Raw genomic sequence first — 25,510 nt, 5'->3', positions numbered from 1 at the left:
CGTTTAATTCAGGCAATAGTGCCGGATCAGGTCACGCAATAGACGCACGGTAGGCTCGATTCGTGACATTTCCAGGTATTCGCCCGGCTGGTGGGCACAGGCAATGTCGCCAGGGCCAAGAACGATGGTCTGGCAACCCAGTTGCTGAAGATAAGGCGCTTCGGTACCGAACGCCACCGCTTCGGCGCGATGGCCGGTCAAGCGCTCGGCCACCTGCACCAGTTCGGCATCGGCCGCCTGTTCGAACGGTGGCACCTCGGGGAACAGCGGCGCGTAGTCGATACGCACCTCATGGCGCTCGGCCACCGGCCGAAGCTTCTCACGGATGGCCGCACGCAACTGCTCTACATCCATGCCTGGCAGTGGGCGCAGGTCGAACTCCAGGGCACACTGGCCGCAGATACGGTTGGGGTTGTCGCCACCGTGGATGCAGCCAAAGTTCATGGTCGGCGTGGGCACGGTGAATTGCGGGTTGCGGTAGGTGTCCTGCCATTGCCGGCGCAGGCCCATCAGCTCACCCATCACCGCGTGCATGGCTTCCAGCGCGCTGCGGCCAAGGCTTGGGTCAGAGGAATGGCCGCTGCGCCCGAGAATGTCGATGCGGTCCATGAGGATACCCTTGTGCATGCGGACCGGGCGCAAGCCGGTCGGCTCACCGATGACCGCCGCACGGCCAAGCGGCTGACCCGCTTCGGCCAGGGCGCGGGCACCGGACATCGAGCTTTCTTCGTCGCAGGTGGCGAGGATCAGCAGCGGCTGCTTGAAGTCATGCTCCAGCAACGGAATCACCGCTTCGATGATCAAGGCGAAAAAACCCTTCATGTCGCAGCTGCCCAGGCCCACCCAGCGGCCATCGGCCTCGGTCAGCTTGAGTGGGTCGCTCGTCCACAACTGCTCGTCATACGGCACGGTGTCGCTGTGGCCAGCCAGCACAAGCCCGCCCGGGCCAGTGCCACGGCTGGCCAACAGGTTGAACTTGCCTGGGCTGACCTGCTGGATGTCGCAACTGAACCCCAGGTCGCCCAACCAGCCTGCCAGCAGGTCGATGACCTGGCGGTTGGACTGGTCCAGGGCAGGTTGGGTGCAGCTGACCGAGGGCGCGGCGATCAAAGCGGCAAACTGGTCTTTCAGCGTGGGCAACGGCATGCGCGAACTCCTCGGAAGCATTGCCCATCATAGGGCCATCCGCCGTAAGGAATAAACCGTTGCCGGCACACTGCTGTAGACTGCACGGCAATCACGCCCCTCTTCGAGCCTGCGATGCACAAAGAAACCGAACTCAAGCTCCGCGCCAGCCGCGACACCCTGGCCGCACTGCGCGAGCACCCTCTGCTGAAAAAGCGCAACAAGTCCGGCTGGCAGACCCGCGAGCTGCTCAACCAGTACTTCGACACCCCTGAGCGCGACCTTTCTGCTGCCCGAGTGGCGCTGCGCCTGCGCCGCGACGGCGAGGTGATCATCCAGACCTTGAAGTGCCGTGGCCAAAGCGTCGCCGGCCTGTCCGAACGCAACGAATACGAGTGGCACCTGGACAAAGTCAAACTCGACCTGAAAAAGCTCGACGCCACCTGCTGGCCTGAGCAACTGGCCGAACTTGACAAAAAATCCATCAAACCGCTGTTCACCACCGACTTCACCCGCGAATTCGCTGAGATCGCCTGGGGCCGCGGCAAGAGCAAAGTAGTGATCGAGGCAGCGCTGGACCAGGGCTTCGTGATTGCCGGCAAGCGCAAGGAAGAGATCTGCGAGCTGGAGCTGGAACTGCGCGAAGGTGCCCCCGAGGCACTGCTGGAGCTGGCCGCCGAGCTGGCCGCCAGCCTGCCCCTGATGCCGTGCGACATCAGCAAGGCCGAGCGCGGCTACCGACTGCTGGAGCCGGACAGCTATGAGCTGGGCCTGCCAAGCACCGAACTGGACGCCGAAATGCCGGTCGACGATGCCTTCGCTGCCCTCGCCTGGCAACTGCTGGGCAGCAGCCAGCGCCTGGCCGAGCAATATCGCCACAATGGCCACTGGCGCCTGCTGCAGGACTGGGTGCAGTGCCTGGCAGAACTGCGTGCACTGGTCGCAAGCCTTGGCCAGGCCGCGCCGCGTGCCAGCACGCGTGACCTGCGCGCCAGCCTGGACGCGCTGCTGGAAGACTGGCGCCCGCTGGTACAGGCCGGCAATGACGACGAAGACATCCGTCGCGCCGCGCCAGAGCAGTTCCTCGAAGAGCTTGAGGACGTGCGCTGGGGCCAGTTCTCCCTGGAAACATCACGTTGGCTGCTGGCCCGCGCCTGGACCGCAGAGCGCAAGGGCCGTGGCGAACGCCAGGGCAAGGCGCAACTGGCCAGCTGGGTGGCACACCTGCTGGGCGAAGAAGGCCGTGCGCTGAAGCTACCGCTTTACACTCAACGCCCGGAAGACCTGGCAGAACAACTGCCGCGCATCGAACAGTTGCTGGCCTGGCTGCACCATGCGCGCCAGGTACTCGAGGCGCCGCAGATGGACCGCTTGTATGGCGATCTGAAAAAGCTGCATGAGCTGGCTGAACTGCCACTGGCCGAAGAGCCTGGCGAGCTGCTGGAGGCCCGCGTGGAACAAGCCCGTGCGATTGATCAGAGCCGTGGCTGGAAACATCTGCTCAAGGCCTGACATTCGCTTGTGCATCATCGCCGGCAAGCCCCACGATCGCCACGGCCCCCGAGAGCCGTGGTTGACGTGTAGGGGCCGGCTTGCCGGCGACAGCATCAGCGCATCAGCGGCAGGCTGGTGGTGGACTTGATCTCCGACAGCGCCACAATGGAATTCACTTCCTGAATTCCCGGTACGTTCGACAGCTTTTCGAAGAAGAACCGCTCGTAAGCCTCGATATCCTGCGTGACGATACGCAACAGGAAGTCTACTGACCCCATCAGCACATAACACTCCAGCACCTCTGGAAAGCCCCGGATCGCCTCGGTGAACTCGGTGAAGTTGGAGCGACCATGGGCGTTCAGTTTCACCTCGGCAAAGATCTGCGTGTTCAGGCCGACCTTCTTGCGATCGAGCAGGGTGACCTGCCCCCGGATGACCCCCTCGTCCTTGAGCCGCTGAATACGGCGCCAGCACGGCGACTGCGACAACCCTACGCGCTCGGCAATCTGCGCGCTGGACAGTGACGCATCCTCCTGAAGAAGCTCGAGAATCCGCCGGTCATACGCATCCAGATCGCTTTGCATTAAAAATTCCCCAAGCTTATATTTTTCGAATCAAACAATTCGCCTGAATGGCTAATTAATCAAATAATAGCGAAAAAAAGCCGGCATCAACCTGCCAGAATTTCTCCCACCTTTGCGGAGACCAGCATGAACCCATTTGAACGCCCCCTGCCCCGAACCGATGCCTGGGCCGCCAGCAGTAGCCACAGCAACGTGTGCTATCGCCTACAAGCCGAAGCCGAGCCGGATACCCTGTGCCGGGTACTCAACCTGTTCGCCCTGCAGTTTCTGACGCCGCACAGCGTGCAAGTCAGCCAGCAAGATGACTTGCTGGACATCGAAATAGGTATCGGCGGGCTGAGCAGGCATCGGGCCGAGGTGATTGCGCAAAAATTGCGCAATCTGGTGTGCGTTGCGCAAGTGCACCTGGATCAGGAAAAATGGACAAAGATCAAGGCGATGGACGCAACCGAATCAGATGGGTATCATGCGTGCGCGTTGCACTCGTAGCTCAGCTGGATAGAGTACTGCCCTCCGAAGGCAGGGGTCGTGGGTTCGAATCCCGCCGAGTGCGCCATATCAAAAAGCCCTGGGCCTGCGCCCGGGGCTTTTTCGTTGGCGGACCGGGGCTGGTTTGCAGCCCCTCCCTGCTTAGCGAAGATCAGTACTCAGGCTCGGCGTGCCGAAACCTTCCAGGGTCGCGTTGGACGCATTCAGGTATTGCGCCCAGAAATCGTTCAACGCATCCATGGTCTTGCCCGATCGGTAGGCATGCTTCACCGCATCGGTAACCAGGCCTGCACCGGAAACATACACCCTGGCACCCTGCAGGTCCGCATACAGCCCTTTGCTCTGTGCCAGCTTGAGTTCATTACTGACATTGAGCTGCTTGATCTGGTTTGCCGCATAGAAGCTGGTGTAGTCCGAATGCTCGAGCATGTCCGAAATCAGATACACCACCCGCTCCTGGACACCCTGCTCTTTGCTCATGTCCTCACCAACCCGGCGCAAGGTGTTCATGATTTCGCTCTTGGGGATATCCTGGCGAGCGTCACGCAGCCCTTTGACGAACAGCCCGCCGAAGCCGGCCTGGAACGCTTTCTTCTGGGTCGCCAGGCACTGATCCAGGCCCCTCAGCTTGCGCATGTTGACGTCGTCGCGAACCTCGCCCTGCAACGGCATGTCCAGCTCACCGGCGTACACCAGGCGCTGATACTCCCCCGGCAAGAACGCTGAGAATGTATAGAGCCTGACGCGATCGCCCGGCTGAACGAACCGGTCGATCTGGCCCCAGCTGCTGCGCTGCAGGTCTTCAGGCATCGGGATGGTCTGATCGATGATCACCACCAGCTCGCGCCCGGACGCTGCAGGCTTGATGTCAGCCAGACCATTGCGCGTGTAGCAGCTCTGCAGGTCATTGCGCTCAGCAGCCAGTGCTGCGCAAGGCAACGCCAGCGCAAGGATCAGGGCCTTGGCAAGCCTCATGACAGCATGCCCTCCTTTTTCGCAGGGAACAGGCCAAGCGCCTTGAGCGCCTGCTGTTGCTCGCGGATGTCACGCAGTTGTGCCTCGCTGACATTCAGCGCACGGCTGGCGGCAGCCAGGTTCTCTTCAGGCAGGCCAGTCATGTCGTGGAAGTCCGAAGCCTTGATTTCGGCAGGGGCGGCAGGCTCGGCCAAGGGCACTGCGACAGGCTCGAATACAGCAGCCTGCTGCGCAACCGGGGCGGGGGCTACAGGTTGCGCGGCAGGCGCTGGCGCAGCGGCTTCAACGCTAGGTTTTGGCTTGACTGCCTGGGGCGCGACCTTGCCGGCCTTGTACTCGACGTAGGCGAGGAAGTTGCGATGTGCGGTGTTCTCACCTTCCAGCGCGTGCAGCACAGCGGCGTCGGTGTGGTCGCGGCCAGACAGCGAGGTCTGCAGACGGCGCAGCTTGTCGTCGGCGTGGCTGGCAATGGCATGACGCTTCTGATCCATCGCGTCGAGCATTTCCTCGGCGGTGGCGTACTCGTGGGTCAGGCGCCAGGCGGTTGGCGAGTGGGTGCCGGCAAAGTAGTAACGGCTGGCCAGCCAGATGCTGATGCCCTGAATAGCGATGTAGATCAGTGACAGCATGATGTAGGTGGTCAGGCTGGCCTGGCGTATCGCTTGCATCTTGTCATCGATGGTGGCGTTGTCGGCCTCATCGTTGATGGCCTGGGATTCTGCTGGCAGGTCAAACGGGGAACCTGCACTGGAGCTTTGCGCAGCGGACTCTGCGCGCATACCGTTGACCATCTCGGTCTCGATGCTGTCCAGGGTCGCCGAGCGCACGACGAATGCCCCCACGGCCATGGCCGCCACGAACACACCACAGACCACCAGCCAGACGAACTTGCGCGAGACGTTGGAATTGACGTCCTTCACCCGTACCAGCAGTTGCTCGTAGTCCGGCTTGTCCGCGTCGGAGAAAGAGTCTTCCAGGTTGATCGCCTTGCCAGCCTTCAGCGAACGCGAGCGCTTGGTAGGCTCTTCACCTTGCCACCAGTGGCGTGCACGGGCGATCAGGCTGTTGTGGTGCAACGTATGGCCGGCGGCTTCGGCGAAGAACGCCGAGGCGACGGCGAGCAGGATCGCAGTGCCGGCGGTCAGCCAATGGCGGTCATTGGTAGAAGCATCCATGTTCATCCAGCCCGCCAGGACGTAGGCAAAACCCATGGCCTCGATCAGCACCAGCATCAGCACCAGCACCAGCACCCAACCCGGGCGCGGCGAGCGCCCGGCCTCACCGGCCTTGGCGAGGTAGTCAAGGGAGGCATTGTAGGCGTTGACGCCCTTCATGTACTTCTTGTACTGGCCGTAGTACGGCTTGGACAAGGTCACTTCGTGGTTGATCCAGCCATCGCTGTCGACCGAGGAACGCTTGCGCGACAGCCGGGCCACCGTACCGATCAGGGGGAGGCTGTGCCAGACACGGATGAGAAAGTAGGACACCTCCTCCCAGTATTTACGCACGATCAGCGCAGTAACCAGCAGCGAAAGGAGGCCGGCGGTGAACAACTGATTGGCGAGAATCAATGATTTGAGTGCAGCTAGCGAAAAGTCTTCCATTCAGGACGTCCTTGACTGGGTTATTTGGTGGCCGGGATCGGCTTGTAAGCAGCGACGAAAGCATCACCGCCGGCGGCATAGAACAAGGCACCTTGACTGGCCTGGGCATTGCCCTTGCTGAACACGATATCCATGCAGGAAATCGATGCCTGGGCATCACTGGCGAAGACCCGGTACAGCACTTCGCTTTCGCCTTCATAGGTGTTGGCCACGGCTTTCATCGTGCGTGGCTTGTGCTGCGTGGGCAGCTTGTAATCTTCGACCAGCTGAAGGATCGGCTGGCGATCGACCTTGGCGTTCTCGCGCAGGATCGATACCGGCGACACCGTCACCAGGTGCCCATTGACCAGATTGGCCCAGACACGGTTGTTATAACCGGGCAGGTAGTCTTTGGTAGCGCGCCGCTGCAGCGGCTGGTCGTTGACCATGCTCAGGACCTCGCCTGCGTTGCGCGGCCTGTCGGCCTCACAGCTCGACATCGGCATCTGCGCGGCATAAGCGCTGCTGATCAAAGTGAAACCGCTCTGTTTGGGCTTGATGCTCTGGGCCATGGTCCAGTTGTAGCTGGCCACCGGCGTGCCAGCGAAATCGACTTGCGGCCGGGCAGCGGATTTCGTGGGGTTGGTGCGGCCAGGGGTGCTGGCGACGCCCGTACCGGGCATTGCGGTCTCCCGCTCGGTCGGCTTGGCCTGTGCCGGCGTGCTACTGGCCCGAGCGCTGCCGGCAGCCTTGGGTTTGGCTGCGGTCGAGGTGCCATAGTGCAGGTAGCGCGTGTTGCTCGCCTCTGCCTGGGCCCGCATCACCAGGGCCTGTTCGTTGGCCAGCTCGACGATTTCCACTCGGCGGTTCTGGCCACGCAACAGCGGGTCACTGTTGTCGGCAATCGGTCGCGAGGCTCCGGCCCCTTGGTAGTAGATCGCATTGGCGGGAATGCCCGCCTGCAGCATGACCTTGCCCACGGTCTTGGCGCGGCGCTCAGACAGCTTCTGGTTGAACTCGGCGTTACCCACAGCATCACTGTGGCCGACGATCAGCAGGCGACGATCCTGCGACTCCTTGGCGGCGGCCTGCTTATCGGTGGCGGCAGGCTTGGCATACATCTGCGCCAGCTTGGCCACGGCGCGCTGGCCGCTTGGGGTCAACTGGTCAGAGCCGGTGGCGAACATGCCGCTGTCTTCGATCTGGGTCACCAACCCTGCCTGCTCGGGCACAGCGGTTACCACGGCGGCCGAGGCCACGGTCAGCTTCTCGGTGGTGATCTTCAGGTTTTCTTCCTTGGCGATGCGATCCAGCTCCTGCAGTCGGGACTGCCAGACATAACCCACGACGCAACCCACCGCGCCGCCTACGGCAGCACCCGGCAAGATGCCGTCCTTGCCTTTGAGGGCGTAACCGGCAGCCCCCCCGGCCACCACACCAACACCACAGAGCACCGGCATGCCGTAGTCCCTGCCAATGTCTTTGACTTTCTTGGAAATAGTGTCCATCTGCTGAGTGCTGCACCCGGCAGCGGTGATGAAGGCACAGCTTAGCGCTGTAAGGCGAAACACACGGTGCATTGCGGCTCCTTGCCGAAAGAGGACTGAGTGATGGCAACTTGACATGCATTGTCACAGATTATCGTGAATATTGCCCCATCCGATTCGACATCCCACCTGCGGCCTCAAGCCTGACCACTGCCTCACCACGCACCGACTTCAGCCATGACGTTTTTCAATCGACTCGATGCCGTTTCCTGCATTGCCGTGCAGGCCACCGTGCCGGATGCTTTAGTTACTCCAAGAGCTCGTTTTTTCCACCCGCAGAGGCCTGTATGAAGAACGTCGAACAAATCCTCAAGACCAAGTCCCAGCACCAGACCGTCTACACCATCGGCCCTGATGACTCGGTGCTCGACGCCCTGAAAATGCTGGCGGAGAAAAACGTCGGTGCGCTGCCGGTGGTGGAGAACAACCAGGTAGTGGGAATCGTCAGCGAGCGTGACTATGCCCGTAAGCTCGTGCTCAAGGGGCGCTCTTCGGCGGCCACGCCAGTGCGGGAAATCATGAGTGCTCCTGTGGTCACGGTGGAGCCCAAGCAGAATCTTGAGTACTGCATGAACCTGATGACCAACCGCCACCTGCGCCACCTGCCAGTGGTCAGCAATGGCGAGCTGCTCGGGCTGCTGTCGATCGGCGACCTGGTCAAGGAAACCATCGCCGAACAGGCCAGCCTGATCCTGCAGCTGGAGCAGTACATCCGCGGCGAATGACCACCCTCAATGGTAAGCGCGCTCCAGTTCGTCCAACTGATGGTCGAAGCTGCGCAGGCGCGCCGACCAGGTGTAAACCAGCACTTCAAGGTCACGATTGAGCACTGCGGTGTTGCCCTGGCCACTGCTCGAGGGCTCGCACAGGTCGAGCTGGTAACGTTCGCGTGCCATGGCCGTGGCCACACTGGAGAGATCGCGGGCGTTGGCCAGCCAGTGATGCTGATGGTCGTGGATCTCGCGGTCCAGCACCCGGCACTGGCGCTTGAGCGCATCCAGGCTTTGCTCCAGGGGTGTGCCCTTGAGCTCGCCCATCACTTCCTCGAAGGTGCGCCCCGAGTGCCAATAGCTGCCCCAGAAATACCGGTCGAAAACCGTCTCTACCCGGCGTAGCGCTACCTTGGTGTTCCAGATGGTCAGCAATGTTCGCCCCTGAATCACCTCGCGCTTGTTCAGGTGCAGTTGCTGCCAGGCGATCCACGTCAGGCCCAGCAGCGCGACCGCCGCCGCGACTGCCGCCGCAGCGTACAGAAACTGCACAGCCTGGCTCATCTGGTGTGTATGGCGGATACCGTAGAAGTAACCGGCCGTCAGGGTGCCCAGGATGGTCACGGTGCACCAGAAACCTGGTGCGTAGGGATCTTTCATCGCGCATATCCCCTTATTGTTTTCCTGAGCATAGCAACGGCCGATCACTCGTCAGGTGCCGCTCGGCGCTTTATTTGCGGGGGCGGCGCAACGCTTCGTTGAGTTGATCGAAGGGCACTGCCCAATCGGAATCTTCAATGATGCTCTCCTTGAGAAAAGCGCGCTGGGAGTCGCTCCAGAACGGCGCATCCACCAGCTTGATCTCGTTTTTCAGCGGTGAATGGCTGGTGATGAACTGATCGATGCTCTGAGGATCGTCGGGCAAGCCCAACTGCTTGAACAGCTCGGAAAAGTGGTGGGTAGGCGCTTCCATGTTTCCTCCTGGGTACCGGGCGGGCCGTCCACGACGCCAGCCCGGCATTGGTTTGAGAACATCAGCACAGCTCGCGTACTTCGGCTTGCGGCACCAGTTTCAGGTACTGCTCCATGCTCATGTGGATCAGGTGATCGTGGTCACCTGCCTCCAGGTAGACATCGCCCTGGCGGGTAAGACTCGAATCGAGCAGCATCTTTATCTGATAAGCGTCACCCATTGCCGGGATGGCGCCACGCTCGCAGTCACCGAACAAGCTCGGCAGGCCGCTTTCGCGGGTCAGTTGCCAGGCGCCAGACATGCGTACCTTGCTCATGTCCAGGTGCCGATTGGCAGGCAGCACGGCCATGATGTAGTTGCCATGGCGGTCGTCGAGCATGACCGACTTGGCAACCCGCTCGGCCGGCACACCAGCCGTACGCGCCGATTCCAGGCTGGTCGCCGAGTGGGGATGGGGAATGATGTCGTAGTCGCAGTTGGCCTGGTCCAGGCGCTGCTGCAGGGTCTTGGCCATTCGCATGATGCACCTCCGGTTTCGCCCCCATCTCCAATTTTAGGCCCTGCCTGGGCAGGCATGGCTAAACTTGGGGTATAGAAGCGAACAAGGTGACGACAGGTGATCGCTCGCTGCTGGCGCTGGTGGTTATTGGTGCTGATGCTTGGCCTCGCCCCGGGCAGCCAGGCCGCGCCTGGGGCGATCTGGGTGCTGAGCATCGATGATGCCATAGGGCCGGCCAGCGCCGACTATGTGGTGCGCGGCCTGGATCAGGCCAAGGAACAAGGCGCGCAACTGGTGGTGATCCGCATGGATACACCCGGCGGCCTGGACAGCGCCATGCGCCAGATCATCAAGGTCATCCTCGCCAGCCCCGTGCCGGTTGCGACCTTCGTTGCCCCAGGCGGTGCCCGTGCTGCCAGCGCTGGCACCTACATCCTGTATGCCAGCCACGTGGCGGCCATGGCGCCGGGGACCAACCTCGGCGCCGCCACCCCCGTGCAGATTGGCGGCCCTGCAGGTACACCAAAGGATGACAAGGCCAAGCCCGACGCCAATGAACAAGCCCTTGCGCGCAAGCAGGTGAACGATGCAGCCGCTTATATCCGCGGCCTGGCGCAGCTGCGCGGGCGCAACGCCGACTGGGCGGAAAAGGCTGTACGCGAAGCGGTAAGCCTGTCGGCCAGCGAAGCGCTCAAGCAGAAGGTGATCGACCACGTGGCCAACGACCTGCCTGACCTGCTGCGCCAGCTCGACGGCAAGACCCTGATCGCCGCTGACCAGCCGCGCCAGTTGCAGACCCGCGACGCCAACCTGGCCGAGCATCTGCCGGACTGGCGCACGCGCCTCTTGGCCGTGATCACCAACCCCAGCGTGGCACTGATCCTGATCATGATCGGCGTCTATGGCCTGCTGTTCGAGTTCATGAACCCTGGCTCCGGCGTGGGCGGCGTGGTCGGTGGCATCTGCCTGTTGCTGGCGCTGTATGCCCTGCAATTGCTACCGGTGAGCTTTGCCGGTGTCGCGCTGGTCATGCTCGGTATCGCCTTCATGATCGCCGAGGCGTTCCTGCCCAGTTTTGGTGTGGTCGGCTTTGGCGGCATCGTGGCGTTCGTGGTGGGCGCGGTCATCCTGATAGACACCGACGCCCCCGGCTTTGGCATTCCGCTGGCGTTGATCGCGAGCCTGGCGGTGCTCTCGGCATTGTTGATCGGTGGCGTGTTGGGCATGGCCCTCAAAGCTCGCAAGCGGGCCTTGGTCAGCGGTGATGCCGGCCTGGTCGGCAGCTTGGTGAGTGTCTCTCAGGTGGTGGCAGGCAATCCGTTCTGTGGCGCGGTAATGGCCCAGGGCGAACAATGGCAGGTCCAGTGCACTACGCCCTTGCAGCTCGGCCAGCAGGTGCGGGTCACCGCGCGTCATGGCGTGATGCTCGAAGTGAGCGCTGCTGCCCCTACGGCGCAAGGAGAATGACGATGTTCATGCAATTGGGTTTCGGCGCCCTGCTGATGCTGCTGGGCGTCTTACTGCTGTCGGCGTTTCGTATCTTGCGCGAATACGAGCGCGGCGTGGTGTTCCAGCTGGGGCGCTTCTGGCAGGTCAAAGGCCCAGGGCTGATCCTGCTCATCCCCGTGATCCAGCAGATGGTTCGGGTGGACCTGCGCACCGTGGTGCTGGATGTACCGCCGCAGGATGTGATCACCCGCGACAACGTGTCAGTGAAGGTCAATGCGGTGCTGTATTTCCGCGTGCTCGACCCTCAGAAGGCGATCATCCAGGTCGAAGACTTCCTGGTCGCCACCAGCCAGCTGGCGCAGACAACGCTACGTGCGGTGCTGGGCAAACATGAGCTGGACGAGCTGCTGGCCGAGCGCGAGCAGTTGAACCTGGATATTCGCCAGGTGCTGGACGCGCAAACCGATGCCTGGGGCATCAAGGTGGCCAACGTCGAGATCAAGCACGTCGACCTCAACGAATCGATGGTCCGCGCCATTGCCCGTCAGGCCGAAGCCGAGCGTGAACGCCGGGCCAAGGTCATCCACGCCGAAGGGGAACTGCAGGCGTCGGAGAAGTTGATGCAGGCCGCGCAGATGCTCAGCAAGGAGCCGGGGGCCATGCAGTTGCGCTACATGCAGACGCTGGGGTCGATTGCCGGGGACAAGACATCGACCATCGTGTTTCCGATGCCGTTGGACTTGCTCAAGGGGATGATGGACCGAGAGAAATGAGGGGCCTGCGCAAGGCCCCGCAAATCGGTCAGACAGGTGCGCGGCGCAAGGTCGCCAGGAACGTGGCAGCACCAATGAACAAGCCCGCGAACGTCCGGTTCAAACGCTTCTGTTGCTTGGGGGTGCGCAACAGGCGCAGCACCCGCGAAGCCAAGCCGGTATAACCCGCCATCACCAGCATGTCGACGGTGACCATGGTGACCGTGATCGCCACGTATTGTGGCAACAGCGGAGCATGCGGGTTGATGAACTGCGGCAGTACAGCGAGCATGAACACCAGCGCCTTGGGGTTGCTGACGTTGACCAGGAAACCTCGGAACACCAGGCTCAACGGCTTGCCGATCGGACGCACGGCGGACTCATCGGTCATGTCCATCGGCAAAGCGCGCCATTGCTTGTAGGCCAGGTAGACCAGGTAGGCGACGCCGAACCATTTGATGATGGTGAACGCTGTAGCGGAAGCGGCAAGGATGGCGCCGACACCCGCTGCGATGATGGCAATCTGCACGACCAGGCCAATCTGCAGGCCCAGCGCGTTCCAGTAGCCGCGCCAGAAACCATATTGCAGGCCGCTGGACATCGAGGCGATCGCCCCGGCCCCGGGTGAAAGGCTGATCACCCAACACGCGGCAAAGAAGCCCAACCACACTTCCATCGACATCACACACCTCGCTCGAACATATGTTGCAAAACGTTAAGCTAAGGTTTTGGCGAAAAAATAACCAGCGAATTTTGCAGAGTTCAAAGGCAAGCCGGGTATTTCGGGTGTGCTGTAAATGCCCGGCCTGGCATCCGCAAATCCTATAGCGATCTAGCCCTCAAGCCTGCGCCAACCCAGGCTTCAGGACAGCGCCTCAAGCTCGGCCTGCATGCTCTCCAACGTTTCCAGGGCTTGCATCCAGCCTTCCTCGAGTTCGCCTTCACGCTGCTTGAGCTTGCTCTGGCGGGCCAGCAGGTCGCGCAGTTCATCTTTGCGCGCCACCTCGTAGAGGCCGCTGTCGCCCAAGGCGGTTTCGATCTCGGCCAGTTGCGCATGCACCTGGTTGAGCTCGGCCTCCAGCTTGTCGGCAGCCTTCTTGTGCGGTGCCAGTTGCTGGCGCAAGGCAGCGGCGGCCTGGCGCTGGGCCTTCTTGTCGGTCTTGTCCGGGTTGGCCGGCGCGTTGCTAGCCGGTGCGCTGCGCTGCCGGTACTCGACCAGCCAACGGCTGTAGTCGTCCAGGTCGCCATCGAAGGTATCGACCTTGCCATCGGCCACCAGCAGGAAATCGTCGGTGGTGCTCTTGAGCAGGTGGCGGTCGTGGGACACGACTACCACGGCACCGGCAAACTCCTGCAACGCCATGGTCAGCGCCAGGCGCATTTCCAGGTCCAGGTGGTTGGTCGGTTCGTCGAGCAGCAGCAGGTTTGGCCGCTCCCAGGCGATCAGGGCCAGCGCCAGGCGGGCTTTTTCGCCCCCGGAGAAATTCACCACCGGCTCGTCCACGCGGTCGCCATGGAAGTCGAACCCGCCGAGGAAGTCACGCAGGGTCTGCTCGCGCTCGGCCGGCGCAATGCGCTGCAAGTGCAACAGCGGGCTAGCCTTGTCGTCCAGCGAGTCCAGCTGATGCTGGGCGAAGTAACCGACTGCCAGGTTCTCACCCAGCACCAGGCGGCCCGACAGCGGCGCTAGTTCGCCGGCAAGGTTCTTGATCAGGGTCGACTTGCCGGCGCCGTTAGGGCCCAGCAGGCCGATGCGCGCACCGGGCACCAGCTGCAGCTTGACCTTGTCGAGGATCGCCTTGTCGCCATAGCCCAGACAGCCTTCGGAAAGGCTCAGCAGCGGGCTGGAAATCTTCTGCGATTCACGGAAAACGAAGTCGAACGGCGAATCGACGTGCGCCGCCGACAGCTCTTCCATGCGCTCCAGGGCCTTGATCCGGCTCTGCGCCTGACGGGCCTTGGTGGCTTGGGCCTTGAAGCGGGCAATGTACTTTTCCATGTGCGCACGCTGGGCCTGTTGCTTCTCGTAGGCTTGCTGCTGCTGCGCCAGGCGCTCGGCACGGGTGCGTTCGAAGGCGGTATAGCCACCCTTGTACAGGTTCAGCTTGCGCTGCTCGACGTGCAATACATGGTCGACAACAGCATCCAGGAAATCGCGGTCGTGGGAAATCAGCAACAGCGTGCCCGGGTAGCCCTTGAGCCAGTCTTCGAGCCACAGGATCGCATCGAGGTCCAGGTGGTTGGTCGGTTCGTCGAGCAGCAGCAGGTCGGATGGGCACATCAGGGCCTGGGCCAGGTTCAGACGCATCCGCCAGCCACCGGAGAAGTCGCCGACGCGGCGGTCCATCTGCTCGTTGGTAAAACCAAGACCGGCCAGCAATTTGCGCGCACGGGCATCGGCGGTATAGCCGTCAGCGCTTTCCAGCTCACTGTGCAGGCGTGCCAGGGCCGTGCCGTCGTGGGCCGTCTCGGCCACGGCGAGCTCGGCCTGGACCTTGCGCAGGCGCGCGTCGCCATCGAGCACATAGTCCACGGCCAGGCGATCGAGCGTATCGACCTCCTGACGCATGTGGGCGATGCGCCAGTCACCCGGCAGCTGGCAGTCGCCACCATCAGGCGACAGCTCACCGCGCAGCAAGGCGAACAGGCTGGATTTTCCGGCGCCGTTAGCGCCGATCAGGCCGGCCTTGTGACCGGCGTGCAGGGTCATCTCGGCGCCTTCTAGCAAGCGCTGCGGACCACGCTGTAAAGTGAGGTTGGATAGTCTGATCATGATGGTCGCGGAGTCTACCAGCTTCCTCGACCCGGAGCGTAAGTGGAATCATGTACACCGACCTGTGGAATTACGCCCTGGCCCTGTATGCCCGGCCGGGAGTCGAAGCGGCTTGCCTGAGCGTTCAGGCCCAAGGGGGCGATGTGTGCCTGCTGCTGTGCGCGAGCTGGCTGCAAACCCGAGGTGTCGCCGTAGAAGCCGGGCGAATCGACGCTTTGCGCGCCATTGCCGAGCCTTGGCAAACTGAAGTGGTAACGCCGCTACGCAGTTTGCGCCAGCAATGGCGGACGGCCGCACAGCATGACCTGCACCTGGAGGCGTTGCGTGAGCACGTAAAGGGCTTGGAACTGCAGGCGGAGAAGCGCTTGCTGCAACGCCTTGAGGAATGCGCAAGGCAATGGCCCACGGGCTCGCTTGAGCCCGCAGACGATTGGCTGGCCAGGCTGGCGCCCGACCAGGTCCGTGGCCACGACTCGCTGGCTCAGCTGCGAGTCGCCGCCACAGGGCTTCAGGAGGCCGAAGACGGCGTCTGAGGCGAGGTGCTTGCCGGTGCCGAGGACGGCGCCGGGGTAGCGGGGCCTGCCGAGTTGGTCACCGCAGGCGTAGCCGGCTTGGCTTCAGCCGGTTTGCTGGCGACCGGCTTGGCAGCGGCAGGTTTGGCCGCAGCCTTGGCCGGAGCTTTGGCGGCTGGCTTGGCTGCAGGCTTGGCTGCAGGCTTGGCGGCAGCTTTCGCAGCGGGCTTGGCTGCAGGCTTGGCGGCAGCTTTCGCAGCGGGCTTGGCTGCAGTGGTTTTAGCCGGCGCTTTGGCCGCGGCCGGTTTAGCCGCAGCCCCTTTGGAAGCGGCTGGTTTGGCGGCAGGCTTGGCAGCAGCGGTTTTGGCCGGGGCCTTGGTGGTAGCTGGCTTGGCCGCAGCAGCGCGCGATGGCGCCTTGGCTGCAGCCACTTTGGCAGCGGCCGGTTTGGCTGCAGGTTTAGCCGCAGCCTTGGCCGGGGCTTTTACGGCAGCAGGCTTGGCAGCAGCGCGCGACGGCGCCTTGGCAGCGGCGGCCTTGGCAGGCGCTTTTGCGGCAGCTTTGGCGGCCGGCCTTGCTGCAGGTTTGGCCGCTGCTCTGGCAGGCGCTTTTGCAGTGGCTGGCTTAGCCGATTTGGCTGCCACAGCCCGCTGGTCCAGTGCCTTGCCAGCAGCCTCACGCACCTTGCCTACACCCTGGGCCAGCTTCAGGCTTTCCTGGGCATCGCGTTTGAGTTGCTGAATATAAGTACGGGTTTGCGTCTGACGCTCTTTGAGCGAGTCGAGCAACGACTCAAGTTCACCAATGGCTTTCTGGGCTTTGCCCTGGGCCTTGGCTTTACCTGCCTTGGCCGCGTCCTGCAACTTCAGGCGACCGTTGTGCAGTTTTTCCTGGGCCTTGCCGCGCTGCTTTTCCAACTTTGCCAGCAGTTTTTCCGCATCAGCCAGCGCTTGCGAGCAGGCATCTTCCAAGTGTTCGAGCAAGCTGCCCGAAAGTTGCTGGAGCAGGTGTAACGGCGTACTTACAGGCTTCTTCTTGGCCGACATGGTTTACCTCCTGGCTGACGAGTTTGCGGCTAATACTATGCTTGTGCTGCTACCGCCGCTAGGGCATGTTGACAGTATCGTTGGCGCCGCGTTGCATGCCTGGGCAAAGTTGTTGTCTTGCAGCTGCGTGAAAGTGTAGTTGCTTAGCAAATCGTTGCCGACATTTACGCAAATCGAAGCAACAAGGCTGGCATACTTCGCAGCTCTTGAGCTCGGAGTTGACCATGCCTCGTTATCTTTTTATCGGCCTGTGCCTGGCGGCTCCTATCGCACTCGCCGCCCCCGAAACGGCTCCTGCCAGCGATCACGACGTGGCCTACAGCCTGGGCGCCAGCCTTGGAGAGCGACTGCGCCAGGAAGTGCCTGGATTGCAGCTGGAGGCGTTGGTTGAAGGCCTTCGCCAGTCCTATCAGAACCAGCCCCTCAAACTCGACAAGGCTCGCATGCAAGCCATTCTTCAGCAGCATGAAGAACAGGCGAACAACGCCGCCGTGCAAGCCGAAGTGGAAAAACTGCAAGCTATAGAGGCGCGTTTCATGGCCAATGAACGCGCACGCGCCGGTGTGCATGAGCTGCCTGAGGGCGTGCTCTACAGTGAACTGAAAAGTGGTATCGGCGCGCAGCCCAACCCCAAGGGCAAGGTGCAAGTACGCTATGTAGGCAAGTTGCCTGACGGCACGGTGTTCGATCAGAACCTGCAGCCACAGTGGTTCAGCCTGGACTCGGTCATCGAAGGGTGGCAGGTGGCGTTGCCACACATGAAAGCAGGTGCGAAATGGCGCCTGGTGATCCCCTCGGCACAAGCCTACGGTGCCGAGGGCGCGGGTGATCTGATCGCGCCCTATACACCTCTGGTGTTCGAAATCGAGCTGCTGGCGGTCGGCGGCTGACGTCGACCCTCAGGCCTGGACCGCGTCTTCTTCCTTGTGCGCGTTGTGCAACACCTCGATCAGGCAGTCTTCGAGCTCGAAGCGTTCGTGCAGCAGGCTGCCGAGCTTGCCGAGTTTATCGGCGAAGCGCTCAGTGTCCTTGCAATCACCTTTCTCGCAATGGTCATTGAAAGCCAGCGCAATCTGGGTAATGTCATTGATCCGCGGGTTGATCTCTTCAGCCAGCTTCAGCGCTTTCTGGTCACCAAACGCCTTGGCCTCGGTGACCAGTTGTTCACTGACCTCGAAATGCCAGGCTGACACGTAATCGACAAGCACCGCACAAAAGTCGCGGCTCTTGTCCTTGTCCGCAAATGCCGGCTTGGCATCGCGCAAGGCACCGAAGGCCTGAACCAACTCCTCCCGCTCCTTGAGCCAGGTGTCGATCAGCTTGTGAACCCCACCCCAGCGTTCCTGGGCGTTCTGACAACTATCGAGCATGGCGATCTCTTCCCTTCTGGGTAGATGCCGCTGCACCTCGCACCCCGATCGTGCGGTACAAAGGTGACATCAGCAGGACGGCATCGAGCAGTTGTGTTTTTGGTATGCGTGCTGGGAGATTATTCCCGCGCGTGCTGCCCTTCAAGGTACGCAGCAGACAAAGTTCATACAAGTGTTTAATACCCTGGGGTATCACCACTGGTCGTGCCGGCTACCGCAGCCGCGCCAACTCAAGCTTTGCCCAGTGTGCGGAAACGATACGCCAGCAGGCAGGTCAAGGGCAGCACTGCCAGCAGCAAGAAGGCCAGCAGGCTCCATTCGGGCAAGGTCAGGTCAAGAAAGCTCCAGGTCAACGAGCTGCAATCGGGGCCGCCGAGCAAGAGTTGACGGGCCGCTTCACGCCAGGAGCTTTCCACTACATGCCAGAAAGGCGCCGGGCACTCGTGGCTTGTACCAATTTCCCCTTGTATCCAGACATGCCTGGCCGCCAGCAGGGCCCCGGCTGCCGAACAGCCCAGGGCTGCTCGCGCATACTGGCACACAGCGGCAACGCCCGACGCATGCACGGCCGCACACAGGCAGATCATGGCATACACGCCCAACAGAAACCGCTGGCTGAAGCACAGCGGGCAAGGCACCAGACCGAGGGTGCGCTCCAGGTAAAAGGACGCGACCAGCACCGCCAACGAGGCAAGGCAGGCCGGTAGAAAAAACGTGCGCAAGCGGGCCGGCAACATGAAAGGTGGTGGTCCCGGGGCAAATTGAGTGGCTTGGAACGGTAGAGGAAAGATGTGCTTTGTTTCAAGGCACTACAGGGGAGATAAGTCACTGAGGGGTAGAAGAAATTTCCACTCGCATTGTGGGAAATTTCTTGCGAAGCGTATTACAGAAGAAAACAGGTATCGCGAGACTCACCAGCCACCCCATGAGCCCGCCCTCAGTGCGGGCTCATGGGGCCTCTCAGGCGCGCACGGCCTCGGGCAATGGCAGGGCCAACAACCGCTCATCAAGCAGGCCCAGGCCTTCCTGGAACAGCTGGTTACTGCGTTCGGTCTCACCGAGGCCAGCCAGCAGCCGGGCCAGTTCGGCGCAGGTTTCCGGGTTGCGCTCCATGCGCAAGCTGCTTTCCAGGTAATCGCGCGCCTTGCCCCAAAGGCGGTTCTGCAAGCAAAGGCGTCCAAGCGTCAGCAACAGGCTCGGGTCCTGGGGATGCGCCTTGAGCCAGCCCTCGGCTGTTTGCAGTTGACGCGCCGGATCATCGCCGCGCACCAGGCCATACAGGCGCGCAAGGTGGCTTTCGTAGTCACGCTTGAGGGCAGCGCGTAGTACCTGTTCGGCTTCGCCTTGAGCGCCCACCTGGCGCAGTTGTTCGGCATAAGCCAGCACCAACCGGGGCTCCTGACGCTGGGCCGCAGTCAGCTGTTGCCAGGCGCGCTCCAACGACTGACGGGCGCTTTGCTCATCGTCGCCACGGGTCGCCGCAAGCCCCAGGTTCTGACCCCAGGCACGCTGTTCCAGTGCAGCGAGTTCCTCGGCCGGCAGCACTTTGCCCTTGCGCAAGTCGGGCAACAGGCGAATCAACGCCGACCAGTCGCCGCGCTCCAGATACAGGCGCTGCAACAAGCGCAAGACCTGATTGTTGTGCGGGTGCCGCTCCTGCATGGCCAGCAGGGCTTCCAGGGCGCCATCGCTTTCGCCACGGTCCATCTGCAATTGCGCATGGGCCAGGGCGACCGCCAGTTCCGCCTGGGGCTGACGCTCCAGTGCACGCTCGAGCAGGTTGTCCCTGTCTTCCGTTCGCCCCTGTTCATTGGCCGCACGCGCGGCACCGAGGTAATACAGCAATGGCTGGCGTTCGGCCTCGGCGGCGCGGTGCAAGTGACGTTGGGCGCTGGCCCAACGACCCTCGGCGAGGTCCAGCTGGCCCTGCTCGATTGCGATGCGAATGCGACGGCTGCGGTTGCGTCGCGACCAGGGGTTGACCACACCACTGGACGTCAGCACCAGCCCAACCAGATAGCGCAGCAGCCACAACAGTGCGAGCACGGCAACCAGCGCCGCGAGCGCCGCCCACAGCCCGGACTGGTAACGGAAGCCACCGTAGGAAATCAATACGTAGCCGCTGTGCTTGGCCACCGCGATGCCCAGTGCCGCAGCGATCACGATCGCCAGCACGGCCAGCAGGTACACACGTTTCATGGTTTGCCCCCCTCACCCTCGGCAGGCAGATGGCGGCGCTGGATATACGCCTGCACCGCAGCCAGGCTTTCGCTCAGGTCCGGGGTAACCACCGACACCGGTTGCTCGGCCAGCGCATTGAGGCTTTCGAGCATGGCCTTGCTCTGCGGGTTGTCAGCGTTGAAATTGGCCACCAGCACACTGCGCGCATCATCCAGCGCCTGGGTGTAGACCTTGGCGTCGCCATTGAGCGCAGCCCACTGGGCTTGCTCGATGGTCAGGCTCAGGGCCAGGCGCAACTGGTTGAGCGACTGCCCGGCCAGCAACGGACGGACGTTGTCGTCGGCGTTGAAATCGATCTGGAAGTACTTGGAAATCTCCGCCCACCACTGCGCCAGGCGGCTGGCGCCATCGCCATCGGCGGTCAAAGCACCGAGGGCATCGGCATCGCTGTCGAATTCCGGCGACTGGGCGTTGAGCTGCTGCACCAACTCCCGCTGGGCAGCCAGCTTCAGATACAAACCGGTACGGTCCGGCTGCTGGGTGCTGTTGAGCGTTGCCAGGCTACGCGCCAACTGCTCGCGCGCGGCAAACGAGCCAGGGTCGCTCTGCTCGCGCAGGATTTCGTCGGCGCCTTCGACCAGGGCCTTGGCGCTGGTGATGTCCTGCAGGGCCGAAAGCCGCAGGGTGGCCAGGCGCAACAGGTGCTCGGCCTCGGCCAGGCGCCATTCCTTGCGGCTTTCGCCAAGCACGGTTTCAAGCCGCTGGCTCAAGCGCTGCTGGTCACCCTGCAACTGCGCCACCAGGCGGCGGCGGTCTTCCAGTTCGCTGGCTGCCGGCAGGCTGGCCAACTGGGCACTGATCTGTTGCTCGCGCTGCTGCAGTGCAGCGGCACGCTGGCTAAGCGCCTCGAGGTGCTCACCCTGGCTCAGCTCACTGCCTTGCAGATGCCGCACCTGCCAGACACCCCACCCGCCCACTGCGACCCCAGCGGCACCCACCAACAATGCCAGCAAGGCCAGGCCTGTGCCGGAACGTTTGGCAGGTGGGGGGGTGACGGGTTGCGTCGGCTCCTGCGCCGACGGCTGATCATTGTGGGACAAGACAGTTTCGCTCACGTATCCATCCTTTGCATGGGGGCGCGTCGCTCTGAGCTTAGCGCCTTAAGAGGCAGGTGCAGCGCTGCGCTGCACGGCTGCCAGCAAGGCCGTGGCACTCGCGCCACGGCAATCCACAATCTGTTGTGCCCCTGCGGCCCTGGCCTGCTCGGCCACCCTGGGGCTCGGCACGAACAATGGCAAGCGCGCCACACGCGGCCAATCGGCAGCGGCCATCCGTTGCAGGTGTTCAAGACCCTGCCCACTGCTGACCACCACGCCGTTCAGGCGTTCCGCTTCGATGCGACCCACCAGCGTGCCCGCCGGATACACCGGCAGACAACGACGATACAGTTCCAGATAATCGACACTAGCACCTTGCTCTGCAAGACGCTCGGCCAGCAGTTCGCGCCCCCCTACACCACGCACGATCAGGACACGTGGCGCAGGCCCCGCCATAGCCTCGTGCAAGGCCGGGAGCGTGAGCAAGGCTTCGCTGTCGTCACCCTGTGCAGGGTAAGTCACCGTCAGCCCCGCAGACTGCAACACCGCTGCCGTGGCTTCACCTACAGTGAACCATCCGGCTGAAGGGGGCTGCAGCCCTGCTTGTGCGAGTTGCGCAAGCAGCAACCTGGCTGCAGGTTTACTGACCACGATCATGGCCTGGCACTGCCCTAGCCCGGCAAGCTGCTGGCGCTGCCGAGCGTCCGGTTGCACTGGCTCGATCGCCAGCAAGGGCAGGCAGGCGCTGGCAATGCCGGCAGCTGCCAGCGTCTGCGCCAGCGCCGCGCAGTCCTCTTCAGGACGGGTCAGCAACAGGCGCCAGGGGCTCACGGGTGCCCGGCCTCACCGTAGACTTCCTTGAGAATGGCCGCGGCACCTTGGCCCAGCAGGTCTTCGGCCACCTGCACCCCCAACGTTTCGGCGGATGCCCGCGGTGCACGGGCGTCAGCCACCAACAGGGTCCCACCGCTGGGCTGGCCAACCAGCCCGCGCAGCCATAGTTGCTCGCCTTCGAGCACGGCATAGCAGGCAATCGGTACCTGGCAGCCGCCGTTCAAGTGCTTGTTCAACGCTCGTTCGGCCACCACACGGTCAGCGGTATCGGCGTGGTGCAAAGGCGCCAACAGCGCATGGATCTCGCTGTCTGCGCTACGGCATTCGATGCCCACTGCGCCCTGGCCACCGGCCGGCAGGCTGTCGTCGACGCTGATGCTGGCGGTGATGCGCTCTTCGAAGCCCAGGCGGATCAGGCCCGCCGCGGCAAGGATGATGGCGTCATACTCACCGGCATCGAGCTTGGCCAGGCGAGTGTTGACGTTGCCGCGCAGAAAGCGGATTTGCAGGTCAGGGCGGCGCGCCAGCAACTGGGCCTGACGGCGCAGGCTGGAGGTGCCGACGATGCTACCGGCAGGCAGAGCCTCAAGGCTGGGAAAATGGTTGGAAACGAAGGCATCGCGCGGGTCTTCACGTTCACAGATGCAGTAAAGGCCCAGGCCTTCGGGGAAGTCCATGGGTACGTCCTTCATCGAATGCACGGCGATGTCGGCCTCATTGTCCAGCAGAGCGGTTTCCAGCTCCTTGACGAACAGGCCTTTGCCGCCGATCTTCGCCAGCGGCGCGTCGAGCAGTTTGTCGCCGCGGCTGACCATGGGCACCAGAGTCACCAGAAGGCCAGGGTGCGCCTGTTCGAGGCGGGCTTTGACGTATTCGGCCTGCCACAGGGCCAAGGCACTTTTACGGGTGGCAATGCGGATTTCGCGAGTGGACATGGAACGCCCCAATACTTAGGAATGCCGCCGATGATAACAGCTCCGTCGGTATCGCTAGCAGATGTGGGTCACGATCCAGTTTTGCCTTGTGCGCCCTCATCGCCGTTTGCCGGAGATGAGGGCCCTGCAGGGCTCAGAGCGTCTGCATCATCTTGCGTACGCCAGCCACATGCCGGCGGCTGACAGTCAAGGCATCACCATCCAGGCCTTTGAGGAACAGTTGAAAATGCCCAAGCGGCGTGCGCTGCAGGCGTTCGATGCGCTCGCGGGCTACCAGGGCGTTGCGGTGGATACGCACGAAGCGTTCGCCGAACTCATCTTCCAGGGCCTTGAGCGGCTCATCAAGCAGCACTTCACCTGCTTCATGGCGCAACGTCACATATTTGTGGTCGGCGATGAAATAGATCACCTGCGGCAAAGGGATCAGCTCGATGCCCTTGCGCGTACGCGCGCTGATATGGCTGCGCGGGCCACCCCCTTCACTGCCCGGCCGGGTCAGCGCCGCCAACTGCGTACGGCTGGGTTTCTCAGCCTTGCGCAAGGCATCGCGCAGGGCATGGGGATGGATCGGTTTGGTTACATGGCTGAGGGTGCTGTCCGTGAAAGCCTCTGCGCCGTATTCATCGTCACCGGTGCAGAACACCACCGACGGTGGCGCTTCGCGCTCGCACAGGCGGGCCGCGACCTGCAGGCCATCGAGGCCCGGCATGCCGATGTCCAGCAGGACCACATCGGGCTTGAGGCTTTCGATCAGGGCCAGGGCCTCCTCGCCGTTGGTGGCGCTGGGCTCCAGCACGGTGTACCCCTCCAGTTCCCCGAATAACCGCGTCAAGCGTTCACGGGCTTGGGGTTCGTCATCAACGATCAGGACATTCATAATTGCTCTGGATTCCTGAGTGAGTCTCGCACAGGTATAGCGTAGACAGTTGCAGGTCGAGCGACACTGCGGTCACGCTCTAGACCAATACGATGGCCAAAGATTCACTGCGCCGGCAGATTCGCTGCCAGTCCTTTGTCCAACTGTAGACGGTCCGTGGAACACTGCCGTTCAATCGTTGAATATCGTCTTCGCCTGCATTGAGCGCTGTTTTCTGCCGATTTCTGTCGACCGGCGTCCTTCGGCCACAAGCCCAACCCTGCTATTATCGGCGCCACTTTTTCGTTCACGCCTTCAACGAGTGAATCCATGAGCACCGACAAGACCAATCAGTCCTGGGGCGGCCGCTTCAGTGAACCCGTCGACGCCTTCGTCGCCCGCTTCACCGCCTCGGTCGATTTCGACAAGCGCCTGTACCGCCACGACATCATGGGTTCGATCGCCCACGCCACCATGCTGGCGCAGGTCGGTGTACTCAGCGATGCCGAGCGCGACACCATCATCGATGGCCTGAACACCATCCAGGGTGAAATCGAGGCCGGCAATTTCGACTGGCGCGTCGACCTCGAAGACGTGCACATGAACATCGAAGCACGCCTGACCGACCGCATCGGCATCACCGGCAAGAAGCTGCACACCGGCCGTAGCCGCAACGACCAGGTCGCCACCGACATCCGCCTGTGGCTGCGCGACGAGATCGACCTGATTCTGGCCGAGATCACCCGCCTGCAGCAGGGCCTGCTGGAACAGGCCGAGCGTGAAGCCGAAACCATCATGCCGGGCTTCACCCACCTGCAGACCGCTCAGCCAGTCACCTTCGGCCACCACCTGCTGGCCTGGTTCGAAATGCTCAGCCGTGACTACGAGCGCCTGGTCGACTGCCGCAAGCGCGCCAACCGCATGCCTCTGGGCAGCGCTGCGCTGGCTGGCACCACCTACCCGATCGACCGCGAGCTGACCTGCAAGCTATTGGGTTTCGAAGCCGTTGCCGGCAACTCGCTGGATGGCGTTTCGGACCGTGATTTCGCCATCGAATTCTGCGCTGCCGCCAGCGTGGCGATGATGCACCTGTCGCGCTTCTCCGAAGAGCTGGTGCTGTGGACCAGCGCCCAGTTCCAGTTCGTCGATCTGCCCGACCGTTTCTGCACTGGCAGCTCGATCATGCCGCAGAAGAAGAACCCGGACGTGCCGGAGCTGGTGCGTGGCAAGAGCGGCCGTGTGTTCGGCGCCCTGACCGGCCTGCTGACCTTGATGAAAGGCCAGCCGCTGGCCTACAACAAGGACAACCAGGAAGACAAGGAGCCGCTGTTCGACGCCGCCGATACCCTGCGCGATTCGCTGCGTGCCTTTGCCGACATGATCCCAGCCATCAAGCCACGCCACGCGATCATGCGCGAAGCGGCCCTGCGCGGCTTCTCTACCGCCACCGACCTGGCCGACTACCTGGTGCGCCGCGGCCTGCCGTTCCGTGATTGCCACGAAATCGTCGGCCATGCCGTGAAGTATGGCGTCGACACCGGCAAGGACCTGGCCGAGATGAGCCTGGACGAACTGCGCCAGTTCAGCGACCAGATCGAGCAGGATGTATTCGCCGTGCTGACCCTGGAAGGCTCGGTGAATGCCCGCGACCACATTGGCGGCACTGCGCCAGCGCAGGTGCGCGCTGCCGTTGTACGTGGCAAGGCGCTGCTGGCTTCGCGCTAAG

General features: G+C 62.6%; 26 protein-coding genes and 1 tRNA gene. 9 read left to right on the top strand and 18 right to left on the bottom strand.

Features of this window, described 5'->3' with window-relative positions; genetic code table 11:
• Positions 1 to 3: 3 nt before the first annotated feature.
• Entirely contained in the window at positions 4 to 1,146 is a 1,143-nt protein-coding gene (gene argE / locus ACMGF5_RS10185) for an acetylornithine deacetylase (protein WP_115273325.1), read from the bottom strand.
• 114 nt (positions 1,147 to 1,260) lie between these two features.
• On the opposite strand from argE, the gene ACMGF5_RS10180 reads away from it, so the two are divergent.
• Positions 1,261 to 2,637 carry an inorganic triphosphatase gene (locus ACMGF5_RS10180; protein WP_046786974.1) on the top strand — a complete coding sequence of 459 codons (1,377 nt, stop codon included), beginning with the start codon at positions 1,261 to 1,263 and terminating at the stop codon, positions 2,635 to 2,637.
• A 95-nt stretch (positions 2,638 to 2,732) separates the two neighbouring features.
• Here the strand turns inward: ACMGF5_RS10180 and ACMGF5_RS10175 are convergent, their stop codons facing one another.
• The gene (locus tag ACMGF5_RS10175; RefSeq protein ID WP_119688092.1) at positions 2,733 to 3,203 is read right to left on the bottom strand and encodes an Lrp/AsnC family transcriptional regulator; all 471 of its coding nucleotides are present in this window, start codon (positions 3,201 to 3,203) and stop codon (positions 2,733 to 2,735) included.
• 126 nt (positions 3,204 to 3,329) lie between these two features.
• Here ACMGF5_RS10175 and ACMGF5_RS10170 point away from each other — a divergent pair, with 126 nt between their 5' ends.
• Positions 3,330 to 3,692, top strand: a complete 363-nt coding sequence (locus ACMGF5_RS10170; RefSeq protein ID WP_119688091.1) for a hypothetical protein — start codon at positions 3,330 to 3,332, stop codon at positions 3,690 to 3,692.
• Positions 3,683 to 3,759, top strand: a tRNA-Arg gene (locus ACMGF5_RS10165). Before ACMGF5_RS10170 ends, ACMGF5_RS10165 begins: the two co-directional genes overlap by 10 nt.
• Positions 3,760 to 3,833: 74 nt before the next feature.
• Here ACMGF5_RS10165 and ACMGF5_RS10160 read toward each other — a convergent pair.
• The 3 genes from ACMGF5_RS10160 to ACMGF5_RS10150 are packed head-to-tail and all read right to left on the bottom strand — an operon-like array spanning position 3,834 to position 7,830.
• Positions 3,834 to 4,667 (bottom strand): hypothetical protein, encoded by an 834-nt coding sequence (locus ACMGF5_RS10160; protein WP_115273323.1) that lies wholly within the window; start codon positions 4,665 to 4,667, stop codon positions 3,834 to 3,836.
• On the bottom strand, positions 4,664 to 6,271 hold the full coding sequence (locus ACMGF5_RS10155; protein ID WP_115273322.1) for a hypothetical protein: 1,608 nt from the start codon (positions 6,269 to 6,271) through the stop codon (positions 4,664 to 4,666). The genes ACMGF5_RS10160 and ACMGF5_RS10155 overlap by 4 nt, the downstream gene beginning before the upstream one ends.
• Before the next feature lie 20 nt (positions 6,272 to 6,291).
• Positions 6,292 to 7,830, bottom strand: a complete 1,539-nt coding sequence (locus tag ACMGF5_RS10150) for an OmpA family protein (RefSeq protein WP_237859753.1) — start codon at positions 7,828 to 7,830, stop codon at positions 6,292 to 6,294.
• Positions 7,831 to 8,084: 254 nt separating this feature from the next.
• Between ACMGF5_RS10150 and ACMGF5_RS10145 the strand changes: the two genes are divergently transcribed.
• Complete coding sequence (locus tag ACMGF5_RS10145; RefSeq protein ID WP_012312219.1) at positions 8,085 to 8,522, top strand: CBS domain-containing protein; 438 nt, start codon at positions 8,085 to 8,087, stop codon at positions 8,520 to 8,522.
• A gap of 6 nt (positions 8,523 to 8,528) precedes the next feature.
• Here ACMGF5_RS10145 and ACMGF5_RS10140 read toward each other — a convergent pair whose 3' ends face one another.
• The 3 genes from ACMGF5_RS10140 to ACMGF5_RS10130 all read right to left on the bottom strand — a co-directional run bounded on the left by ACMGF5_RS10140 (position 8,529) and on the right by ACMGF5_RS10130 (position 10,000).
• Positions 8,529 to 9,167: an NADH:ubiquinone oxidoreductase subunit N gene (locus tag ACMGF5_RS10140; protein ID WP_115273320.1), complete on the bottom strand. Its 639-nt coding sequence runs from the start codon at positions 9,165 to 9,167 to the stop codon at positions 8,529 to 8,531.
• A gap of 70 nt (positions 9,168 to 9,237) precedes the next feature.
• Positions 9,238 to 9,480, bottom strand: coding sequence for a DUF2789 domain-containing protein (locus tag ACMGF5_RS10135; protein ID WP_012312217.1), 243 nt, complete (start codon positions 9,478 to 9,480; stop codon positions 9,238 to 9,240).
• A gap of 61 nt (positions 9,481 to 9,541) precedes the next feature.
• Positions 9,542 to 10,000 (bottom strand): aminoacyl-tRNA deacylase, encoded by a 459-nt coding sequence (locus ACMGF5_RS10130; protein WP_039601719.1) that lies wholly within the window; start codon positions 9,998 to 10,000, stop codon positions 9,542 to 9,544.
• 96 nt (positions 10,001 to 10,096) lie between these two features.
• Between ACMGF5_RS10130 and ACMGF5_RS10125 the strand changes: the two genes are divergently transcribed.
• Both ACMGF5_RS10125 and ACMGF5_RS10120 read left to right on the top strand, forming a co-directional pair.
• On the top strand, positions 10,097 to 11,446 hold the full coding sequence (locus tag ACMGF5_RS10125) for an NfeD family protein (RefSeq protein WP_046786967.1): 1,350 nt from the start codon (positions 10,097 to 10,099) through the stop codon (positions 11,444 to 11,446).
• Positions 11,447 to 11,448: 2 nt separating this feature from the next.
• Complete coding sequence (locus ACMGF5_RS10120) at positions 11,449 to 12,201, top strand: slipin family protein (protein ID WP_012312214.1); 753 nt, start codon at positions 11,449 to 11,451, stop codon at positions 12,199 to 12,201.
• Between the two features lie 28 nt (positions 12,202 to 12,229).
• Here ACMGF5_RS10120 and ACMGF5_RS10115 read toward each other — a convergent pair whose 3' ends face one another.
• The gene (locus ACMGF5_RS10115) at positions 12,230 to 12,862 is read right to left on the bottom strand and encodes a LysE family transporter (protein ID WP_012312213.1); all 633 of its coding nucleotides are present in this window, start codon (positions 12,860 to 12,862) and stop codon (positions 12,230 to 12,232) included.
• A gap of 180 nt (positions 12,863 to 13,042) precedes the next feature.
• Entirely contained in the window at positions 13,043 to 14,953 is a 1,911-nt protein-coding gene (locus tag ACMGF5_RS10110) for an ATP-binding cassette domain-containing protein (RefSeq protein WP_046786966.1), read from the bottom strand.
• A gap of 50 nt (positions 14,954 to 15,003) precedes the next feature.
• Here ACMGF5_RS10110 and ACMGF5_RS10105 point away from each other — a divergent pair, with 50 nt between their 5' ends.
• The gene (locus tag ACMGF5_RS10105; RefSeq protein WP_125923597.1) at positions 15,004 to 15,486 is read left to right on the top strand and encodes a TIGR02444 family protein; all 483 of its coding nucleotides are present in this window, start codon (positions 15,004 to 15,006) and stop codon (positions 15,484 to 15,486) included.
• Here ACMGF5_RS10105 and ACMGF5_RS10100 read toward each other — a convergent pair.
• On the bottom strand, positions 15,462 to 16,511 hold the full coding sequence (locus ACMGF5_RS10100; protein ID WP_204919356.1) for an AlgP family protein: 1,050 nt from the start codon (positions 16,509 to 16,511) through the stop codon (positions 15,462 to 15,464). The two genes, ACMGF5_RS10105 and ACMGF5_RS10100, sit on opposite strands and share 25 nt — an antisense overlap.
• Before the next feature lie 224 nt (positions 16,512 to 16,735).
• Between ACMGF5_RS10100 and ACMGF5_RS10095 the strand changes: the two genes are divergently transcribed.
• The gene (locus ACMGF5_RS10095; protein ID WP_119688087.1) at positions 16,736 to 17,401 is read left to right on the top strand and encodes an FKBP-type peptidyl-prolyl cis-trans isomerase; all 666 of its coding nucleotides are present in this window, start codon (positions 16,736 to 16,738) and stop codon (positions 17,399 to 17,401) included.
• A gap of 9 nt (positions 17,402 to 17,410) precedes the next feature.
• Here the strand turns inward: ACMGF5_RS10095 and ACMGF5_RS10090 are convergent, their stop codons facing one another.
• The 7 genes from ACMGF5_RS10090 to ACMGF5_RS10060 all read right to left on the bottom strand — a co-directional run bounded on the left by ACMGF5_RS10090 (position 17,411) and on the right by ACMGF5_RS10060 (position 23,805).
• Entirely contained in the window at positions 17,411 to 17,881 is a 471-nt protein-coding gene (locus tag ACMGF5_RS10090; protein WP_046786962.1) for an Rsd/AlgQ family anti-sigma factor, read from the bottom strand.
• 230 nt (positions 17,882 to 18,111) lie between these two features.
• A complete protein-coding gene (locus ACMGF5_RS10085; RefSeq protein ID WP_046786961.1) occupies positions 18,112 to 18,618 on the bottom strand; it encodes a disulfide bond formation protein B in 507 nt (168 codons plus the stop codon).
• A gap of 223 nt (positions 18,619 to 18,841) precedes the next feature.
• On the bottom strand, positions 18,842 to 20,080 hold the full coding sequence (locus ACMGF5_RS10080) for a heme biosynthesis protein HemY (protein ID WP_046786960.1): 1,239 nt from the start codon (positions 20,078 to 20,080) through the stop codon (positions 18,842 to 18,844).
• The gene (locus tag ACMGF5_RS10075; protein ID WP_115273315.1) at positions 20,077 to 21,177 is read right to left on the bottom strand and encodes a uroporphyrinogen-III C-methyltransferase; all 1,101 of its coding nucleotides are present in this window, start codon (positions 21,175 to 21,177) and stop codon (positions 20,077 to 20,079) included. The genes ACMGF5_RS10080 and ACMGF5_RS10075 overlap by 4 nt, the downstream gene beginning before the upstream one ends.
• A 45-nt stretch (positions 21,178 to 21,222) precedes the next feature.
• On the bottom strand, positions 21,223 to 21,990 hold the full coding sequence (locus ACMGF5_RS10070) for a uroporphyrinogen-III synthase (RefSeq protein WP_115273314.1): 768 nt from the start codon (positions 21,988 to 21,990) through the stop codon (positions 21,223 to 21,225).
• Positions 21,987 to 22,928: a hydroxymethylbilane synthase gene (gene hemC / locus ACMGF5_RS10065; RefSeq protein ID WP_046786957.1), complete on the bottom strand. Its 942-nt coding sequence runs from the start codon at positions 22,926 to 22,928 to the stop codon at positions 21,987 to 21,989. The genes ACMGF5_RS10070 and hemC overlap by 4 nt, the downstream gene beginning before the upstream one ends.
• A 133-nt stretch (positions 22,929 to 23,061) precedes the next feature.
• Positions 23,062 to 23,805 (bottom strand): LytR/AlgR family response regulator transcription factor, encoded by a 744-nt coding sequence (locus ACMGF5_RS10060; protein ID WP_115273313.1) that lies wholly within the window; start codon positions 23,803 to 23,805, stop codon positions 23,062 to 23,064.
• 309 nt (positions 23,806 to 24,114) lie between these two features.
• Between ACMGF5_RS10060 and argH the strand changes: the two genes are divergently transcribed.
• The gene (gene argH, locus ACMGF5_RS10055) at positions 24,115 to 25,509 is read left to right on the top strand and encodes an argininosuccinate lyase (RefSeq protein WP_115273312.1); all 1,395 of its coding nucleotides are present in this window, start codon (positions 24,115 to 24,117) and stop codon (positions 25,507 to 25,509) included.
• Position 25,510: the final 1 nt, after the last annotated feature.

The organism is Pseudomonas sp. BNK-15 (assembly GCF_047456105.1).
Taxonomy (GTDB): Bacteria; Pseudomonadota; Gammaproteobacteria; order Pseudomonadales; family Pseudomonadaceae; genus Aquipseudomonas; species Aquipseudomonas putida_E.
The sequence above is the reverse complement of the archived record's forward strand: the minus strand, read 5'-3'. Positions and strand labels throughout refer to the sequence as shown.

What these genes read in the sequence shown, in the direction of transcription:
- argE (WP_115273325.1), bottom strand. Translation starts at nt 1,146, where the DNA reads ATGCCGTTGCCCACGCTGAAAGACCAGTTTGCCGCTTTGATCGCCGCG.
- ACMGF5_RS10175 (WP_119688092.1), bottom strand. Translation starts at nt 3,203, where the DNA reads ATGCAAAGCGATCTGGATGCGTATGACCGGCGGATTCTCGAGCTTCTT.
- ACMGF5_RS10130 (WP_039601719.1), bottom strand. Translation starts at nt 10,000, where the DNA reads ATGCGAATGGCCAAGACCCTGCAGCAGCGCCTGGACCAGGCCAACTGC.
- ACMGF5_RS10145 (WP_012312219.1), top strand. Translation starts at nt 8,085, where the DNA reads ATGAAGAACGTCGAACAAATCCTCAAGACCAAGTCCCAGCACCAGACC.
- ACMGF5_RS10080 (WP_046786960.1), bottom strand. Translation starts at nt 20,080, where the DNA reads ATGAAACGTGTGTACCTGCTGGCCGTGCTGGCGATCGTGATCGCTGCG.
- ACMGF5_RS10140 (WP_115273320.1), bottom strand. Translation starts at nt 9,167, where the DNA reads ATGAAAGATCCCTACGCACCAGGTTTCTGGTGCACCGTGACCATCCTG.
- ACMGF5_RS10105 (WP_125923597.1), top strand. Translation starts at nt 15,004, where the DNA reads ATGTACACCGACCTGTGGAATTACGCCCTGGCCCTGTATGCCCGGCCG.
- ACMGF5_RS10170 (WP_119688091.1), top strand. Translation starts at nt 3,330, where the DNA reads ATGAACCCATTTGAACGCCCCCTGCCCCGAACCGATGCCTGGGCCGCC.
- ACMGF5_RS10090 (WP_046786962.1), bottom strand. Translation starts at nt 17,881, where the DNA reads ATGCTCGATAGTTGTCAGAACGCCCAGGAACGCTGGGGTGGGGTTCAC.
- argH (WP_115273312.1), top strand. Translation starts at nt 24,115, where the DNA reads ATGAGCACCGACAAGACCAATCAGTCCTGGGGCGGCCGCTTCAGTGAA.
- ACMGF5_RS10155 (WP_115273322.1), bottom strand. Translation starts at nt 6,271, where the DNA reads ATGGAAGACTTTTCGCTAGCTGCACTCAAATCATTGATTCTCGCCAAT.
- hemC (WP_046786957.1), bottom strand. Translation starts at nt 22,928, where the DNA reads ATGTCCACTCGCGAAATCCGCATTGCCACCCGTAAAAGTGCCTTGGCC.
- ACMGF5_RS10160 (WP_115273323.1), bottom strand. Translation starts at nt 4,667, where the DNA reads ATGAGGCTTGCCAAGGCCCTGATCCTTGCGCTGGCGTTGCCTTGCGCA.
- ACMGF5_RS10180 (WP_046786974.1), top strand. Translation starts at nt 1,261, where the DNA reads ATGCACAAAGAAACCGAACTCAAGCTCCGCGCCAGCCGCGACACCCTG.
- ACMGF5_RS10110 (WP_046786966.1), bottom strand. Translation starts at nt 14,953, where the DNA reads ATGATCAGACTATCCAACCTCACTTTACAGCGTGGTCCGCAGCGCTTG.
- ACMGF5_RS10135 (WP_012312217.1), bottom strand. Translation starts at nt 9,480, where the DNA reads ATGGAAGCGCCTACCCACCACTTTTCCGAGCTGTTCAAGCAGTTGGGC.
- ACMGF5_RS10150 (WP_237859753.1), bottom strand. Translation starts at nt 7,830, where the DNA reads ATGCACCGTGTGTTTCGCCTTACAGCGCTAAGCTGTGCCTTCATCACC.
- ACMGF5_RS10120 (WP_012312214.1), top strand. Translation starts at nt 11,449, where the DNA reads ATGTTCATGCAATTGGGTTTCGGCGCCCTGCTGATGCTGCTGGGCGTC.
- ACMGF5_RS10115 (WP_012312213.1), bottom strand. Translation starts at nt 12,862, where the DNA reads ATGTCGATGGAAGTGTGGTTGGGCTTCTTTGCCGCGTGTTGGGTGATC.
- ACMGF5_RS10095 (WP_119688087.1), top strand. Translation starts at nt 16,736, where the DNA reads ATGCCTCGTTATCTTTTTATCGGCCTGTGCCTGGCGGCTCCTATCGCA.
- ACMGF5_RS10100 (WP_204919356.1), bottom strand. Translation starts at nt 16,511, where the DNA reads ATGTCGGCCAAGAAGAAGCCTGTAAGTACGCCGTTACACCTGCTCCAG.
- ACMGF5_RS10060 (WP_115273313.1), bottom strand. Translation starts at nt 23,805, where the DNA reads ATGAATGTCCTGATCGTTGATGACGAACCCCAAGCCCGTGAACGCTTG.
- ACMGF5_RS10085 (WP_046786961.1), bottom strand. Translation starts at nt 18,618, where the DNA reads ATGTTGCCGGCCCGCTTGCGCACGTTTTTTCTACCGGCCTGCCTTGCC.